14 protein-coding genes are annotated in these 16,358 nt (G+C 54.9%); 5 read left to right on the top strand and 9 right to left on the bottom strand.

The window, feature by feature from the left end; translation table 11 throughout:
• Positions 1-24 precede the first annotated feature (24 nt).
• Genes J5W70_RS03775 through kdsA form a run of 5 tightly spaced genes read right to left on the bottom strand, consistent with a single transcriptional unit; the run spans position 25 to position 3,944 of the window.
• Positions 25-909, bottom strand: coding sequence for a haloacid dehalogenase-like hydrolase (locus J5W70_RS03775; RefSeq protein WP_022396319.1), 885 nt, complete (start codon positions 907-909; stop codon positions 25-27).
• Positions 910-929: 20 nt separating this feature from the next.
• The gene (lptB, locus tag J5W70_RS03770) at positions 930-1,676 is read right to left on the bottom strand and encodes an LPS export ABC transporter ATP-binding protein (RefSeq protein WP_022396318.1); all 747 of its coding nucleotides are present in this window, start codon (positions 1,674-1,676) and stop codon (positions 930-932) included.
• On the bottom strand, positions 1,673-2,641 hold the full coding sequence (locus J5W70_RS03765; RefSeq protein ID WP_022396317.1) for an LptA/OstA family protein: 969 nt from the start codon (positions 2,639-2,641) through the stop codon (positions 1,673-1,675). The genes lptB and J5W70_RS03765 overlap by 4 nt, the downstream gene beginning before the upstream one ends.
• Positions 2,642-2,652: 11 nt before the next feature.
• On the bottom strand, positions 2,653-3,132 hold the full coding sequence (gene lptC, locus J5W70_RS03760) for an LPS export ABC transporter periplasmic protein LptC (protein WP_022396316.1): 480 nt from the start codon (positions 3,130-3,132) through the stop codon (positions 2,653-2,655).
• Entirely contained in the window at positions 3,129-3,944 is an 816-nt protein-coding gene (gene kdsA / locus J5W70_RS03755) for a 3-deoxy-8-phosphooctulonate synthase (RefSeq protein WP_022396315.1), read from the bottom strand. Before kdsA ends, lptC begins: the two co-directional genes overlap by 4 nt.
• A gap of 324 nt (positions 3,945-4,268) precedes the next feature.
• Between kdsA and J5W70_RS03750 the strand changes: the two genes are divergently transcribed.
• Positions 4,269-4,994 carry a sirohydrochlorin chelatase gene (locus tag J5W70_RS03750; RefSeq protein ID WP_022396314.1) on the top strand — a complete coding sequence of 242 codons (726 nt, stop codon included), beginning with the start codon at positions 4,269-4,271 and terminating at the stop codon, positions 4,992-4,994.
• Positions 4,995-5,073: 79 nt separating this feature from the next.
• On the opposite strand, the gene J5W70_RS03745 is transcribed toward J5W70_RS03750, so the two are convergent.
• A complete protein-coding gene (locus J5W70_RS03745) occupies positions 5,074-6,507 on the bottom strand; it encodes an MATE family efflux transporter (protein WP_215837102.1) in 1,434 nt (477 codons plus the stop codon).
• A 276-nt stretch (positions 6,508-6,783) separates the two neighbouring features.
• On the opposite strand from J5W70_RS03745, the gene rpsB reads away from it, so the two are divergent.
• The 4 genes from rpsB (at position 6,784) to J5W70_RS03725 (ending at position 9,899) form a co-directional block, all read left to right on the top strand.
• On the top strand, positions 6,784-7,479 hold the full coding sequence (gene rpsB / locus J5W70_RS03740) for a 30S ribosomal protein S2 (protein ID WP_102721700.1): 696 nt from the start codon (positions 6,784-6,786) through the stop codon (positions 7,477-7,479).
• A gap of 30 nt (positions 7,480-7,509) precedes the next feature.
• The gene (tsf, locus tag J5W70_RS03735) at positions 7,510-8,382 is read left to right on the top strand and encodes a translation elongation factor Ts (protein ID WP_022396311.1); all 873 of its coding nucleotides are present in this window, start codon (positions 7,510-7,512) and stop codon (positions 8,380-8,382) included.
• A 97-nt stretch (positions 8,383-8,479) separates the two neighbouring features.
• Positions 8,480-8,905, top strand: coding sequence for a hypothetical protein (locus J5W70_RS03730; protein ID WP_022396310.1), 426 nt, complete (start codon positions 8,480-8,482; stop codon positions 8,903-8,905).
• A 205-nt stretch (positions 8,906-9,110) separates the two neighbouring features.
• On the top strand, positions 9,111-9,899 hold the full coding sequence (locus tag J5W70_RS03725) for an ATP-binding cassette domain-containing protein (protein WP_022396309.1): 789 nt from the start codon (positions 9,111-9,113) through the stop codon (positions 9,897-9,899).
• A gap of 250 nt (positions 9,900-10,149) precedes the next feature.
• On the opposite strand, the gene J5W70_RS03720 is transcribed toward J5W70_RS03725, so the two are convergent.
• The 3 genes from J5W70_RS03720 to J5W70_RS03710 form a co-directional block, all read right to left on the bottom strand.
• Positions 10,150-10,608, bottom strand: a complete 459-nt coding sequence (locus J5W70_RS03720) for a hypothetical protein (RefSeq protein WP_022396308.1) — start codon at positions 10,606-10,608, stop codon at positions 10,150-10,152.
• Between the two features lie 141 nt (positions 10,609-10,749).
• A complete protein-coding gene (locus J5W70_RS03715) occupies positions 10,750-11,205 on the bottom strand; it encodes a hypothetical protein (protein ID WP_146019474.1) in 456 nt (151 codons plus the stop codon).
• An 18-nt stretch (positions 11,206-11,223) separates the two neighbouring features.
• Entirely contained in the window at positions 11,224-16,296 is a 5,073-nt protein-coding gene (locus tag J5W70_RS03710; protein WP_215832939.1) for an RHS repeat domain-containing protein, read from the bottom strand.
• Positions 16,297-16,358 lie beyond the last annotated feature (62 nt).

Below are 16,358 nucleotides of genomic sequence, written 5' to 3'. Positions count from 1 at the left end.
GGGGGAGAGGAATGGAGCAGGTTTTTATTTGGAAAAGGTGGGGGCCGCAATGCAGGAATCCGCCAGGGCGCGGTCACGGCGGCGCACGATGCCGTTGGCGATGTCCGTCACCATGCCGGACAGCAGGCGGGTAAGGTGGCTGCCGGGCGTGTAATCCGCCGGGGCGATGAAGTTCACGCGGTCGGAATTGGAGGCCAGGTTATAGCACTTGCGGAAGCTGCGGCCCGTTTCGTCCTCCGGATTGTACACGGCCACGGCGTGGCCGCCGTTCCTGCGCATGACGGTGAAGCAGGGCACGTCCGTGGGGCCGTCGCCGATGTAGATCATGTTGGCGAAGGGAATCGGGCGCATGTCCTCCGGCATGTGGTCGTTCACGTCCTGGTCGTAATCCAGCATGCCCTTGTTGATGCGGAAGAGGTACTGGGTCTTCGTGGTGTGGGAAATGACCCTCTTGGGAAAGTTGATGTAGCCGTTCTCCTCGCTGAACTCGCACCCGAACACGGCCTTGAAATAGGGGCGCAGGGCAGAGCCGTCAATCAGGGCTTTCAGGCCGGAGGAAATGATGTAGTATTCAATGTTGATGCCCAGGTCCGTATGAAGGGAGGACAGGGTCATGGACGGGAAGGCGTCAAAGAAATCCGGCAGGCCGGGGTAAAAGGTGAGGCGTTCCCCAAGCTGGGTGAGCCGGGTATTGCTGACGCGGTCCAGGGAGAGGGCGTCCAGCAAGCTTTTCATGTAAATCAGTTCCCCGTCCCAGCCTTCCCGTTCCCCGGTGGCGTTGCACTTGGTCCAGAACTCCTGCGGGGAGATGCCGAATTCCGGAAAAATGGCCTGATCCTGCATGTAGAAGGGGCTCAGGGTCTGGTCATAGTCGAACACCAGGGCGATCGTATTCTGCGGAGAGGACATGGGAGGGGCGGAAAGTGGCGTTACATGCGGAACTGGTCGCCCAGGTACTGCTTGCGGGCGATGGGGTCGTTGGCGATTTCCTCGGAAGTGCCGTGCTTGATGACCTTCCCTTCAAACAGGATGTAGGCGCGGTCCACGATGTGCAGGGTTTCCCGCACGTTGTGGTCCGTAATCAGGATGGAAAGGCCGTCCGTATCGCGCAGCTCCATGACGATCTTCTGGATGTCTGAAACGGCGATGGGGTCCACGCCGCTGAACGGTTCGTCCAGCATCAGCAGTTTGGGGCTGGTGGCGAGGGCGCGGGCGATGGTCAGCCGCCTCTTTTCCCCGCCGGAAAGCTGGATGGCCATGGAGCGGCGCAGCTTGGTGATGCCGAAGCGGTCCATCAGCTCCACGGCGCGGTCCTTCTGCTGGCGGGAGGTCATGTCCTTGCGGGTCTGGAGAATGGCCAGGAGGTTGTCCTCCACGGAAAGCTTGCGGAAGATGGACTCCTCCTGCGGCAGGTAGCCCATGCCGCGCTTGGCGCGCAGGTTCATCGGCAGTTCCGTGATATTCTCGCCCGCAAAAATCACGCGGCCTTCGTCCGGGCGCACGAGCCCCGCCACCATGTAGAAGGAGGTGGTTTTTCCCGCGCCGTTCGGCCCCAGCAGGCCTACGATCTCGCCATGGCCCACCGTCAGGCTGACCTGGTCCACGACGGTCCGCGTTTTATAGGTTTTGCAGATGCCTTCGGCTCTCAGCAGATGGGGGGATAGGGGGGAGCTCACGGCTTGCGGTTGGTTTTCTGTTTGTCCCGGTCGGAAAGCTTCTTGTCTACGTGGCGGAACGTGGTCTTGGTGCCGCGGCTGCTGTACATATTCCCGTTCGAGTACACGCGGATGAAGGCGTCCTTGTTCGGATTCTTGATGATGGCGTCCGGCGTAATAATCACCGGGGAGCCTGTCAGGATGATTTCCCCGGTTTTGGCGTTGTAGGTGATCTTGTCCGCCTGGGCGTTGCTGGTTTCCCCCTCCTTGTTGGTATAGCTGGCTTTCACGTTGCCGGAGGCTGCGACCGTTTTAATGGAGTTATAGTCAAAATTGCCGCCGTTGGGGAGGGCCACCTGGGGCTTCTCCCCTTCTTTTTCCTTTTCCTTCTCTTTTTCCTGCTTGCGTTCGGAGGGCTTCTTGTCGCCCGGCTTCTTCGGCACGAACTCCGCATAAATTTTCAGGTGGTCCGCACAGTCCATGGAAAGATTGGGGTTGCGCACCCGGACGTTTTTCATGAACACCAGCACGCCTTCTTCCATGTCGAAGTACAGGTCCCCGTCACAATCTACGGAGTACAGGTTGTTTGAGGAATTGGCGCGCATGAAGTTCTCTTCCGGATTGGGCGCAGCGGGAGCGGTGTCCGCAGCCGGGGCGGCGGCATTGCCGGTGACCTGGTGCTGCTGGCGGAATTCCTGAATCTGCCCGTCAACGGTCTTTTCCTTCACGTTGTACGCTTCAATCGCCTTCTCTCCATCTTCCTTCAGGCCCGCGGTCGGAACGGGGGCCAGTTCCCGTTCCCTCCGGGCGGTTTCCTCCGCCGTCAGGGGACGCACGATGCCGGAGGGGGGAGCCAGGGGCGGCTCCAGGCGTGGATCCAGTTCCTTGGGCAAAGGCTGTACGATATGGGCGGGAACGCCGTCAGTGGCGCCGCAGGCAAGACCCCCGGTCAGGGCGAGCAGCAGCAGGGAGGAAAGTTTTTTCATAAAAGGAATGGTTACTTGTTGCGTTGATCCATGCGGATGGTGGTTTGAACGGGGCCGAGGATGATGCCCCTCTTGATATTGGTATCCATGTAAAGGCCGGTGCCCCTGGCGGAAAAGTTCTCTTCCTTGAGGGTGGTCTCCGTATGGGAGACGACCAGTTTTTTGTCCAGAAAGTAGGAGGCAGCCTTCGTGAAAAGATGGGAGGTCTGGTTGTTCTTCCCGTACAGGTACACGTTCAGGATGCTGGCGGCAATTTCCTGCGGGGCGGCTACGGTCACGCTTGAAGCGGTCAGCAGCATGGAAAGGCGCGGCCCTTCATACCGTGACAGGCTGACTTTGGGGAGCACCTGGCCTACGGGCAGAAGCTCCAGCATGGGCAATTTCTTGTCTACGCCGGCGAAGGGCGTGGCTGCGGGGAGGGTGGTATCCGCCTGCGCCGCCATGCCATGCATGGCAATTACCAGAAAGCATGTGAACGGTAACTTCATCATGACTGAACCGCCTGATGGATGGACTGAAGGCGTTTCAGCACGCCTTCAAGCAGGTGGAGGGGGATTTGGTTGGGCCCGTCGGAAAGAGCCTTGGACGGATCCTTGTGCACCTCCATGAACACGCCGTCAATGCTGCCGGTCGCCATGGCGGCGGACGCCAGCACGGGAGCCAGTTCGCTGTCTCCGCCCGTGGTTCCGCCCAGGCCTCCGGGCCTCTGGACCGCGTGGGTGGCGTCAAACACGACGGGGAAGCCTTCCTGTTTCATCCAGTACAGGGAGCGCATGTCCACCACCAGGTTATTGTAGCCGAAGGAGGTGCCGCGCTCGCACATCATGAACTCGTCACAGCCGAAGGCGCGCATCTTTTCCCCGATGTTCACAGTATCCCACGGAGCCAGGAACTGGCCCTTCTTGATGTTCACGGGACGGCCGCTCTTGGCGCAGGCTTCCAGAAGATCTGTCTGGCGGCACAGGAAGGCGGGAATCTGGAGCAGGTCCACGTATTCAGCGGCAATCTCCGCTTCCCGGGCCGTATGCACGTCCGTAACGACGGGCAGTTCCAGCTCTTTGCCGATTTCCGATAGGATGCGGCAGCCTTCCCGTACGCCGGGTCCGCGGAAGGACGTGATGGAAGTTCTGTTCGCCTTGTCGTAGGAGGCCTTGAAAATCAGCGGGATGTCCAGGTTTTCCGCAATGGACTTGATGGAGCGGGCCATCTCCCAGACGAAGGATTCGCATTCCAGAGAGCAGGGGCCCAGGAGGTAGAACGGCCGCGGGCCGCCGATTTCAACGGATTGAATGTAAAACGACATAAAACAAAACCTGTATGTCCTTATATCATGACGGTTTCAAGCCCTCCGGTCAAGCCGCTATCCTGCCTCCGCCGGGAGATTCGGCAAGAGGGGGTCATTTTCTCCGGACCCTTTCTTTAGAAGGTTCATAAGAAAATGAAAATCAGCGGAATAAAAGAATTTTTCCTGCCGTATTGCGGAGAATGGGCGGCCATGGAGGGAAAAGGCGGTTATGGTATTGCCGGAATCCGGCGTTTCTGTTACAAACGGCAGGCATGCACCGTCCCTGCGTCTGCAAGTGGGGAAGATGCTGAACGCCGCCTTCCCTCCGGGGTCTCACTTCACATGCCCAAAAAAATTTACAAGCTATGCGTCTCCTATGATGAGGCGGGGGCCGAACTCCGGCAGCATCTGGCGGATCGCATCAAGCTGCTGGGCATGGACGGCGCTCCCGTCTGGCAGGCTTCCTTCCGGGACATGCAGGCGGACGACCTGCCTCCGGGCGACGGGGTGGTTCAGATTTATCCAGTCTTCATGCAGAGCGGCTGGACGGTGACGGAAGCGCTGCCGGAACAATTGAGCGCCATGTATGCGGAACGCGGCGTGTCTCCGGAATTCGAATTCAAGCCGGTGTGGGGAGCCGGGGAAGACGTGATGCCCCTCCTGACCGTTCGCGACGCCCTCGGGAAAGAGCTGGGGCCGGGAACGTCCCTGCTGGTGGTGGCCCATGGAGTGGTGGGAAAGGACCTTCCTCCGGAGCCGTTCGCCTTTTTACAGAAACTGCGGGCCTTTTTATGGCCGCAGGAAACGGATATGGCCCTGGCCTATTTCGGAGCTTCCCCCTCCGTGGAGGAAGTATTTCCACGTTTGAAGGGAAACAGGGTGGTGGTGCTTCCGTTCCTGATCGGGGAGGGAAAGCACATGAGGGAGGACATGCCTTCTCCGGAATTGGCGGAGAAGTGGGGCAAGGAACTGGAAATATTGCCTCCCCTGGGCGCGTTTTATTTGCAGAAGGCGCGGGAATACTGGGGAAGGGAACGCTCCGGGGTTTCCGCGAAGACCTGTGATTGACCCCTGCGGCGTTCCATGACGGTTTCTCTTTCCTCCGGGTGAGATACCGGTTCCGGTGCGGGGCGAATGCCAGCCGCAATCACGCGGCCTGCCGGACGGCTCCCGGCTCTTCCTCACGGCAGGGAGGAAAGCCCTGCTTCATGGACTGCGCCAGCTTTCTGCTGGTGAAGTAATAGGCGATGGCGAGAGGCACGCAGGAGCCGATCCAGGCGGCGGGGCTCGCCATGCTGGCTCCGGTGAAGCCCAGGCAGCGGGCCAGCACGATGGCGGCCAGGGCGCGCATGCACAGCTCCATGACGCCCGCGAAGGTGGGCACGATGCTCTGGCCCAGCCCTTGCAGCGTGTAGCGGAAGACGAAGAGGAGCGCCAGTACCCAGTACATGGAGGCATTGATGTTCAGGTAGGTCTGGGCCAGGCTGACGACTTCCTTCTCCCCGTCTCCCACGAACAGCCGGATCAGTTCCGGCCCCCAGGCAATATTGGCGGCGGCTACGGCGATGCTGAACCCCACGGACATCAGGTTGCACTGGAGAACGCCCCGGCGGATGCGCTCCAGATTCCTGGCTCCGTAATTCTGGGCCACGTACGTAGCCATCGTGATGCCGAAGGACATCATGGGCAGCGTCGCCACCATGTCGATTTTCTGGGCCGCGCTGAAAGCCGCTACTGACTGCGCTCCCAGCCGGTTGAGGGCAAACTGCACCAGAATGGCTCCAATGGCGATGATGGATGCCTGGAACCCCATGGGAAGGGCCACGCGGATATGCGCCCAGAGGTAGCGGCGGCTCATGTTCCAGTCCGCCCTGGTCAGCCGGAGAATGGGAAACCTTTTAAAAACGTAGGCGGTGCAGCAGAGGCCCGCAACCAGTTGGGAGGCTACGGTGGCGACGGCAGCCCCCGCAGGTCCCATGCCGAACCGCAGGATCAGCGCCAGGTCCAGCGCAATGTTCAGTACGCAGGCCAGAACCAGGAAATAGAGGGGCGTCCGGCTGTCCCCGAGGGCGCGGAGAACGTTGGAGAGGAGGTTGAACAGCATGGCTGCGCCGATGCCCCAGGAAATGACGATGATGTAGGCGTGGGCCGCCTCCAGGATTTCCGGAGGAGTTTGCAGCAGTTCCAGAACGGGACGAGCGAAGGCGACGCTGACGGCGGTCAGCAGGACGGTCATGACGGAACTCAGGACGATGCAGACGGCAAAGCTGCGCCGCACCGCCCGCCTGCGGCCCGCTCCAAAGCGCTGGGCCGTGATGATAGCCAGCCCCGCCGTGAATCCGATGACGAAGCCGAGGATGAAAAACATCAGGCCGCCCGTGCAGCCCACGGCGGCCAGGGCTTCCACGCCCAGCGTGCGGCCCACAATCAGGGTGTCCGCCATGTTGTAAAACTGCTGGAACAGGTTGCCGATCAGCAGGGGAATGGTAAACAGGAAAATCAATTTGGCGGGATTGCCGCTTGTCAGGGTCTTGGTCATCCGGAACGCCCGCATGGAACGCCTCTTCCATGTTTTTTCCAAGACTGTTTTGCGGCATGTTCCTGTTTTTTGTACGATAAGTATCAGGCAGGGGGTGAAAGCCGCTGCGGAGGCGTTCCTCCGGCGGGATGCCGCGGATGGCGGAATGGTTGCGTAAATCAATGATTTATGCTTTGACAAGAAGGGCATCGTGAAGTATATTATTTGTCCCTCGCGTGATTCGGCGCAACCTGAACAATGGGGATCGGAGGGGTAGAAAGCGTCGAAGTCCCCAAAAACCGCTTTTCCTGCCGCAAGGAAAGCCACCTACATACATATATGATTAATGATCTGATTAACCAGATGGTTGAAGCCGGTGTTCATTTGGGCCACCAGACCCGCAAATGGCACCCCAGCATGAAGAAATACCTTCTTAAGGACAAGGCCGGTATCCATATCATCAACCTTGAAGAAACGGAAAAATGCCTGGACAAGGCTTGCTCCTTCCTGGCCGATCTGGCACGCCGCAACAAGAAGATCCTCTTCGTCGGCTGCAAGCGCCAGGCCCAGGAAGCCGTCCGCGAAGCCGCGGAAGCCACTGGTCAGTACTACGTCAACCATCGCTGGCTGGGCGGCATGCTCACCAACATGAGCACCATCCGCAAGAGCATCGAACGCCTTTCCTACCTTGAAGGGATTGAAAAGACCCCGGAATTCAAGAGCATGTCCAAGAAGGAACTGGCCGCTCTGGACCGCGAACGCCAGAAGCTGGAACGCAACCTTCAGGGCATCCGCAACATGGGCGGCGCTCCGGACGCCATGGTAGCCATCGGCGCCGATCATGAAGACATCGCCATCCGCGAAGCCCACCGTCTGAACATTCCCGTCTGCGTTCTGGTTGACACCAACGCCGACCCGAAGGAAATCGATTTCCCGATTCCCGGCAACGACGACGCCGTCCGTTCCATCCGTCTGGTCCTTGACTGCATTGTCAAGGCCATCAACGAAGGCAAGGGCGCTCCCGCCGAAGCCTAAACCAACCCATTTAGAAAGAACAGAAACACTATGGCAGAAATTACTGCAGCTCTCGTCAAGGCCCTCCGTGACAAAACGGACGCCGGCATGATGGATTGCAAGAAGGCCCTCAACGAATGCAACGGCGACATGGAAGCCGCTGTGAAGTATCTTCGCGAAAAGGGCATTGCCAAGGCTGCCGCCAAGGCTGACCGTGACGCCAAGGAAGGCGTGATCCGCGCCGCCGTGGCTCCCTGCGGCTGTTCCGGCATCATCCTTGAACTCAACTGTGAAACGGACTTCTGCGCCAAGGGCGACAAGTTCCAGGGCCTGGTGAACGACGTTGCCAAGGCTCTCATGGATTCCAAGGCCGCCACGCTGGAGGAAGCCCTCCAGGTTGCCATGCCCGAAGGCACTACGGAAGAATACATCAAGGCCATGTGCAGCTCCATCGGTGAAAACATGGCTCTGCGCAAGTTCGCCCGCCTCACGGTGGACGGCTCCGGCGCTGTGGTCTCCTACATCCACATGGGCGGCAAGGTTGGCGTTCTGCTGTCTATCAAGGCCGGCAAGGAAGAAACCGTCAAGTCTGACGCGTTCAAGGCTCTTGCCAAGGACCTGACCCTGCACATTGCCGCCGCCGCTCCCAAGAGCGTCAGCTCCGACAGCCTGGACCCCGCCTTCGTGGCTGAGGAACAGGAAATCGCCAAGCAGCAGCTCATCCAGGAAGGCAAGCCCGAACACCTGCTGGAAAAGATTCTTCCCGGCAAGCTGAAGGCCCTGTACGCCCAGTCCTGCCTGCTGAACCAGGGATTTGTTAAGGATTCCAACGTCACGGTGGACGCCCTGCTCAAGCAGGTCGGCAAGGAACTCGGCGATGACGTCTCCGTCGTCTCCTTCGTCCGCTACCAGCTCGGCGCGTAAGCTCCGCGGCAGCATCAATCTCAGGAGCCGTTCCCTTCGCGGGGAACGGCTCTTTTTTGCTTGAGATGGATCCATTAAAGATTTATTCATAAACCATATGCATGGAGAAACCGGGAGTCCGGATATGGGTCATCAAAATGTGCGGGGAAGAAAAGATCCGGTCCTGCTGCTGATTATTGCCTCCACCGTGGTAGCTGGTTTCTGGAGCGCTCTTGTGTTGAGGAATGTCTTTGGCCTTGTGTGGGGGCCTTGGTATTTCCTTGCGGTGTTGTGGTTCTTCAAAAAGACCAATAGACGGTGGAAATGGGAAACAACTTCTTTTGTTGTTATCGGCCTCGTGTGTTACTATGAACTCTTTTGGTCCCGGGTGACTCCGGAAGATATGCGCGATGCCCAGTCGGGGCTGATTATCATTTTTGGTCCGGTTTTTTCCGGAATAGCGGCTTTCCTTGGAGATGCCGGGGCAGCTCTTCTTTCCTTCCTTGTCCGTTCATCCTGCGGCAAAGATGAGAAGGAGAAGTAAAGTTGTTTTCGGTAGAAGGGCATCTATTGGTACAGGACGCGGCGGTAGTAAAAACAGGCTAGATTTTTCCTGCGTATTCTTCATGCCTGCCCCAGTGTTTTTTGGGGCAGGCATGAATGGGAGATGCGCATGGATGTCTTGATATTGGCGGAGCTGGCACGGTTGGGGTCTTGTTTTGCCTCAGGCGGCTTGTTAGAGTGATGGTATGGCTTTTCTGGAACTGGATCATGTGAGCGTTGTCTTTCCTGCGGTGCAGGGACTGCTCTCCTCCCGCAAACCGGCGTCTGTGGTGGCGGTGGACGGGGTGTCCCTGTCCGTGGAGAAAGGAGAAATCCTTGGGTTGGTAGGGGAGTCCGGCTGTGGCAAGTCCACTCTGTCCCGCACGGTGATGCTGCTCCAGAAGCCTACGGAGGGACGCATTTTTCTGGAAGGAGAGGAACTGACGGCTCTTTCCGCCTCCGAGGTCAGGAAGCGCCGTCCGGATTTTCAAATGATTTTCCAGGACCCCTACGCTTCCCTGAATCCCCGTTTCACGGTGTATGCGACGTTGAAGGAGGCGTTGGAATGCCGCAGCCGCAAAAGATCTTTCTCACAGATGAGGGACGAGGTGGCGGAACTGATGGAAAGGGTGGGCCTGAATCCCTCCCTGATGCGCAAGTATCCCCATGAATTTTCCGGAGGCCAGCGCCAGCGCGTAGCCATCGCGCGTGCCTTGGCTCCGGAACCCCGGCTGGTCATTGCGGATGAACCCGTTTCTGCGCTGGACGTCTCCATCCAGTCCCAGATTTTGAACCTTCTCATCGCTCTGGCCCGCGACTTGAACCTGACCATGATCTTCATTTCCCATGATTTGTCCGTGGTTCATTACATTGCGGACCGTATTGCCGTGATGCGCAAGGGCCGCATCGTGGAATACGGGGAGGCGGACGAAGTTTTTTCCTCCCCCTCCCACGAGTACACCCAGGCGTTGCTTGCCGCAGTGCCGCGGCTGTAGGTGAATGGAAGAAAAAAGAAGGGGGGGGGAGGGATTCCTGTCAATGAATATGCTCGTTCCATCTATCTCCTTTCCAACGATCAGCAAAAGGGAAGTGCTCAGACTGTCCTGCATCACCAAATGGCAGATAAAGAAAGTTCGGTGTAGTCATAAAATCCTGGTCAGTAATTTGAGAATTTTACATTACTCTCATTTTTATTCGTCATTAGGTAATAAGGCATATTCTTTTTTAACTAGAATATCATGACAATTAAAGGTTAAAATGGTTAAGTGGGGATTGGGTCATATTTCCACTACTATAATGATATGTCCGGTCCAGCGTTATTGTTTTGAAAAAACGGGAATGTTGCATGGGTTCCAAAGGTATGCTGATGCCAATTATTTTTAGAATGGAATGGAGGATTTTATTGTATTTAGGCCTGTAATAATGGTCGCCGTAAAATTGTTCAGGATAGATGATGCGGTCCGTAAATTCGACATGGAATTCTAAAGTTATTTTAATTTCATATCCGCATATTTGACTCATGTCTGAAAGTCGTTTGTTGATTTCGTTGATATTTTTGTCTGTAACCAGTATGTCTGACCAGTATTCTTTAAATACAAATAATACATGCTGGTTGCTGTTTATATCAAGAGAATCATTTTCCCACCATTCAACGATACTTATCAGCTGATGTAGATCAAGATCTGAAATGCCGTTTCTTTTCATCAGCCTTTTTCCATATTTTCGTGAATACCATTAAATTCTGAAAAATCACGTGATATTTATTGAAAATATTCTGAAAAGAATCAATCTGATTTTCATAAGAAATTTTTCTATTTTAAAATTAATCCCATAATGATTGGAGATCTATAATTCCGAAAAATGATTATTTTTAGTGAAAATATCTAAAGAAACTTCCATGGCGTTTTCAAAATTTAATATTTTCTTTTGTTCAATTATATATTCCGGATCTTCTTCAATTATTATTTTTGCGTACTGTGCTAAGCTATGTAGAAAACAATGTTGAAAATAATAACCTCCGTAAAATACTCTCGTTTTCCCCGAAGGCATTTTAATAAGGATAATACCATTTGGTAATACTTTTTGGGTACTTGGTATACAAATACTCGTATAAGAAGATCCATCTACCGCGAGAGTTTCAACTTGTGTATATTTGCTCTTTATTTTTTCTAAAGAAGAAACATCGAAAAATCTTTTAAGACTCTTTGCACTTTCTCTATTGTTTAAAACATCAATATAATAATATAATAAAATAAAAGAAATTAAAACAAATAGAAGGAATATGATTTTTTTTGCATTCATTTATAAAAGAAAATAATTCTAATTGAATAGTTTTTGATATAGATACTGAAATCCATAAATAGCTCCATATCCAAATACAGGCGTGCCATATAATACAATTTCACAAGGAAACATACTCTGTAATGATGTCCGTAGCGCGTCATTTTGTCCCAAATAACATGAGCGTAACTCTACTTCACATTTTTCACAAAAGGGAATTTTTACATTTTTGAATACATCTGATATTTGCTGCCTCGTTCGAGTTTCCATCAGTCCAGCTTCTCCCCACTCAGCGCGTACATTCTGATTAGTTCCATAGGACATATCTGTCCCGTGCATCACAATAAGCAATTTTTTTACACATTTTCCACAACAACAGTGTTCACTGGGATTAAAATCATCTGGAGAAAATGTCTCATAAACCGGGCCTTTTCTTTCTAATCGCTTTTTGACTTCTTCAAGTCCTTTATCTTTTTCTTTTTGCTTTCCAGGATAAGCAATATAATTTAATGTTATTTCGTTGCTCTCTATTATAGAAGGTTGTGGAATAGGAACTTCAACGATTCCAGAGGCACCTCCATTGTAGGGGGGTATTGTACCTAATAAATCCACTTCTATGTTAATTCTATTCCTAATAAATGCATACAAATTCCACCCTCCCTGTTCCTGGATGGGATCGCGGTTGATCCACCTGCCGTCTGCGGGATTGAGGTGGCGGTAATTGTAGTAGACAAGCCCCAATTCGTCATCTGCATACTCGCAGGAAAACCTGAACTTGTTCTCTTGAGCCATGTCTTCCTTAGCGGTGAGAAGGCTACCAAAAGGAGCATACTCGTAACGAGCTCTTCTCGTCTGTTGTCCGTCAAAAATGGAAGTAACGTTCTTCAAGGCATCGTGCATGAAGTAGAGATGCTCTTCCTGCTGTGAAATGTTGTCTTTCCAGCATGTCATCATCAGGACGCGCGTGGCTGTAGGCTCCGTCGGATCCCACAAATAGCTCTTCACCAGCAAGGGTTCGGGATGCGTCAAATCCAGTTGGGCTACCTGCAGATAATCCCGGTACAGGAACCGGGAGTGGCTGGATACTGCCCCATTGATGACCACTTTCTTCTCAAAGCGCCGTCCCCGGTAGTCGTAGCCGCAGGTGATAGTTGTTCTGCCATCCTGGCTGGCGAAGACGACGGGGCGGTCGTTGGCGTCGTAGGAGACTTCCCAGATGCCCGTTGAGGTCCTGATGCGGGTCTGGTTGCCGTCGGCGTCGTAAACGGGGTTAAAATCTTCTTTCCCCCCGGCAATATCCGTGTACTGGTTGAGCCGGTTGGATTCGTAGGAGAGGGCTTCCTCCAGTTCCCGGGCTATTTTGCGGTTGCCGATGTTGTCATAGCAGTACGCAAAGCTTCCTCCCCGGCTGATGCGGTCTTCCAGCAGTTCACTGCGGCTGTTATAGGTAAAATCTCTTACTACTTCAGCAGTAGTGCTGTCCCAGCAATCCCGCCGCTGGACGGGCCGCATCAGCGCGTCATAGTCGTATTCGTGGCCGGCCGCCAATTCGCCGTCCGCTCCCTTCCTGTAACCGATAGCGGTTACGAGGTTGAGCTTGGGATGGTAAGTATTGCTGCGGACCATGCCGTTGGGATAGGTGAGCTGGTTGAGGAAGCCGCTGGTTGGATCGTACTGCCAGGTAAAGGGAGAAGCGATGCCTTCCAGATTCATCCCAATCATGCCGCCTTTGGAATCGTAGTCAAGATGGGAGTGCTGCACGGTGTGTGTGCCGAGCATCAGGCGGTATCCGTTGGAACGCCCCTGGGCATCGTATTCTTCTTGAAGAGAACTTTCCACCTGTCCAAAGGAAGTGTCCTGAATCATCCTGCCGTAGCTATCATAGGAGAGTTCCCTTAATCCGGAGGCGTCCCGGATGGAGGTCATTTGTCCGAGGTGGTTGTAGGTGAACTTCCATCCGGGAGTAGCGTCATTGTGGGAGGCGGAGACGAGTTCTCCTGTAAAGGGAGCATACTTATACGTTGTGACAAGCCCCCTGGCTTTGACAAGTGTCTCCTGACGGTTGAGCTCGTCATAGGTTTTGGAAACACAGGAACCGTCGGCATAAGTCTTTTTCAATTCCAGCCCCGTGGCCTCGTCATAGAGCCAGATGGTGGTGTCTCCGTCGGTTCGGCCGGAAGGATCGGAAGTGATGTCGCCTTCGTTTGCACGGAAGGTAGTCAGGGCCACCATGCGGTCGGCTTCGTCGTAGGCGAAGCAGGCCGGCTGAATGGCGGTGCCATATTCGGCCGTCTTTCTGCCGCGGATGTCATAGGAATAACAGGTTGTTCCTCCCAAAGCGTCGGTGATGCAGGCAGGATGGTCACAGCAGGACAGGTAACTGGTGATGGTGACGTTGCCGGCTGCATCCGTGGTTTTGACTGGTCGTCCGTCTAAGTCAGTTTCAATCGTCGCGACATTGTCTCTGGCATCGGTTTGTTTTAGAACCATTCCTGTGGAGGTATAAGAACGTTCTTGCGAGGAATGGACCCCGGCATGATTCGTTTGGCTTACCATAAACCCGTCGACGACAAGGATCTCGGCTGTGATATCGGAAGTGGGAATGCGACTGAACCGGGTGCGTTTGGTAGGAGCGGTATACTCCGTCCACTGGATGCTCTGCTGTCCGTAGACGTCCGTGGTGATGGATTTGTTTTCCAGTACAGCGCTGAGTCTGGAAACCATATTCTCCGTGGTTTGAATGAGGGGGAGACCGTCGGCATTATAGGTCGTGGAGGTCTGTACCTGGTAAATGCCGTCTTCCCGGATCCGGTAACAGGATGAGATTTCCGATATCCTGTTTCTGGTAGTATCTTCGGGATAGAGGGTGTCTAAGAGAACAGTTCGTCTGACGGCTTGTCCCAGCTCATTGTAGACTGTGACCATGGGAGCCATATCTTCCTTTTGGGTACTAATAAGTTGTCCCTTGTCATTGTAAACGCTTCTAATGACGATGAACCCTCCCTTCGTATTGGGTTGTTCCTGCCGGACGATTTGACCAAAGCCATTTTTCAGAATCCGCGACAGCACAACTCCCTTGGACAAGGTCGTGGTCAGGATGCCTTCTTCTGTCAGCTCCAGCCGGGTCTCCATCTCTCGCTGGCCGGTTCCTCCCTCCAGAATGACAGTGCCGTCATAATAGGTTTTGGTAACCAGAGTGGCCCCTGCAGGAGTGGTAACCGTGGTGGTAAGGCCGTCTTCGCTGTATTCAGTCCGAGTCACGCGACCAAGAACATCCGTCGTGGCAATCGTTCTTCCCAAATTGTCATACTCCGTGCTTTCCATCGTCGTCATAGCTCCCACATCCCGTCGTGTGGCTATGGTTCTTCCCGCCGCATCATAGCTGTAGGAGGTAATCATTTCAGGGGTGGTTTCTGTCGCCGAGCGGATGGTTTCCACCAGCTGCTTGGCCGAGTTGTAGCCGTAGCCGGTCACAATACCGTCTTCGTCGGTTTCCCTCAACGGCCCACAGCACATCCACTCAGTCGTACTGACTCTGCCGTTGCCCTTCGTCGTCTTGACGAGCCTCTGTTCGTCATCATATTCATAGTCCTCCGAGGCAATCAGCGACCAGCCTTCTCCGGTGTGAACGTATTGTTCTTTCCTGGTAGTGGTGCCGTTTTCAGCGATGTATTGCACGTTTCGTGTACTTTGTCCCGGAACGATGCTTCCGTTGGACTGCACGGTCTCCGTCACCTTGTGGAGGGCTCCGTATTCCGCGGTGGCTTCGTAAGTATAAACGGTTTGCACCCCGTCAATACTCTGGCTCATCTTCCGCCTGCCCCGGGCGTAGGGATACTCCGCTGCCTCCCCATAAGTCTCTTCCACGCGGGTATGAACCTGGTCGCTTCCCAGCGCGGTTTCCGTCACGGTCGTGCGGCTGGCCTGCGGACTGTCTTCATACGTGTAGGTGCGCTTGAGAAGCGCCGTTTCTTCTCCATTCTCGGCAATAATTACTTCGGTTTCCGTAGCGGGCCTGAAGTCGTTAAAGCGCAAGTCGGCGTAAGTCGTGCGTGTCCCCTTTTCACCGCCACCGGCCCAGGGAGCAGCGGAAAGCACGGTTCTGCCCTGGTCATCGTACTCGTAGCGCGTGTACCCTCCATCGGGCTTGATCTCCAGGGACACCCGGAACTGGTCGTTGTAGGTGTAAAGCGTAGTCTGAGCCAAAGGTGTGTTGTAGCCCTGGGTGCTGCTGATGGTCAACCAGCCTCCCTCGGTGTACTTCTTGACTGTACGCGTGCAGGAAGAAGGCGTTTCATCGTCGATGCCGCGCAAGCTCTCAATCATTTCCCATTTGCCTCCGGGCAGCACGTTTTTCTCCACCGTTCGCACGGTGCGCTCATCCCCCTCTCCCTGGATGGTCGTCACCTTGTTGCCCTCCGTCCTTCGCTGCGTTCGGAAGACAGGCATCCCTTCCCTCTGTTCGGCGATATCCATCACCTGCACGCCCTGGTCGGAGCTCAATTCATAGCTGACCGTCTTGTAGGGAGTTCCGGTGCCGGCAAAGCCGCGCGCATTCTTGCTCACCTGGCCGGGATCGTACCATTCCAGGGTGAGCCTGTTGCCTTCCCCAACCGCCTGGAGCAGTCCCTGGGACTTGGACCAGATGCTTTGAATGGCTCCCGTGGAAGGATGGCGGTTCACCTTCATCTGACGGGAATAATCTTCCGCCGTGGTTTCCACGCCGGAGGCGGAGACCATGGAGACGACCTTTCCGGTGGCTGCCGAGAAGCGCAGGGTGCGCCCATTGCTCTGGACCATGTCCAGATAGGCGGGAGAGCCGCTGGTGCAGGGAGACTTGTCGGCATTCAGCTTCTGAACCTTGTAGTTCAACTTGCGCGAACTTCCGGAGACGGAGGCTTCGGCATGGCCGTCAGAACTCTGGAAGGAGATGGAACTGCCCGTGGGTCGTTTGACGGAGATCTGTCCGGTTTCGGGATTGCAGGAGGCGGTCCATTCGAGGGGATGCTTGTAGCGCAGGGTGATGGAAGAGAGGGCGGAAGGTTCGGCAAGGGTGCGGGAAAGCGTGGGATTACCTCCTTCACTTCCGCCTCCGGAATCGCCCTCGCCCACTTCAAGCAGTCCTTCGCAGTCGTCGGCTCCATCCGGGTTGCCGCCGAAGAAATGGGAGGTGT

It is taken from the genome of Akkermansia massiliensis (assembly GCF_018847375.1).
Taxonomy (GTDB): domain Bacteria; phylum Verrucomicrobiota; class Verrucomicrobiia; order Verrucomicrobiales; family Akkermansiaceae; genus Akkermansia; species Akkermansia massiliensis.
Note: the sequence above shows the minus strand (reverse complement) of the source record. Positions and strands in the feature narration are given on the sequence as shown.

What these genes read in the sequence shown, in the direction of transcription:
- J5W70_RS03765 (WP_022396317.1), bottom strand. Translation starts at nt 2,641, where the DNA reads ATGAAAAAACTTTCCTCCCTGCTGCTGCTCGCCCTGACCGGGGGTCTT.
- lptC (WP_022396316.1), bottom strand. Translation starts at nt 3,132, where the DNA reads ATGATGAAGTTACCGTTCACATGCTTTCTGGTAATTGCCATGCATGGC.
- J5W70_RS03715 (WP_146019474.1), bottom strand. Translation starts at nt 11,205, where the DNA reads ATGAATGCAAAAAAAATCATATTCCTTCTATTTGTTTTAATTTCTTTT.
- J5W70_RS03775 (WP_022396319.1), bottom strand. Translation starts at nt 909, where the DNA reads ATGTCCTCTCCGCAGAATACGATCGCCCTGGTGTTCGACTATGACCAG.
- tsf (WP_022396311.1), top strand. Translation starts at nt 7,510, where the DNA reads ATGGCAGAAATTACTGCAGCTCTCGTCAAGGCCCTCCGTGACAAAACG.
- rpsB (WP_102721700.1), top strand. Translation starts at nt 6,784, where the DNA reads ATGATTAATGATCTGATTAACCAGATGGTTGAAGCCGGTGTTCATTTG.
- J5W70_RS03725 (WP_022396309.1), top strand. Translation starts at nt 9,111, where the DNA reads ATGGCTTTTCTGGAACTGGATCATGTGAGCGTTGTCTTTCCTGCGGTG.
- kdsA (WP_022396315.1), bottom strand. Translation starts at nt 3,944, where the DNA reads ATGTCGTTTTACATTCAATCCGTTGAAATCGGCGGCCCGCGGCCGTTC.
- J5W70_RS03730 (WP_022396310.1), top strand. Translation starts at nt 8,480, where the DNA reads ATGCATGGAGAAACCGGGAGTCCGGATATGGGTCATCAAAATGTGCGG.
- J5W70_RS03720 (WP_022396308.1), bottom strand. Translation starts at nt 10,608, where the DNA reads ATGAAAAGAAACGGCATTTCAGATCTTGATCTACATCAGCTGATAAGT.
- J5W70_RS03750 (WP_022396314.1), top strand. Translation starts at nt 4,269, where the DNA reads ATGCCCAAAAAAATTTACAAGCTATGCGTCTCCTATGATGAGGCGGGG.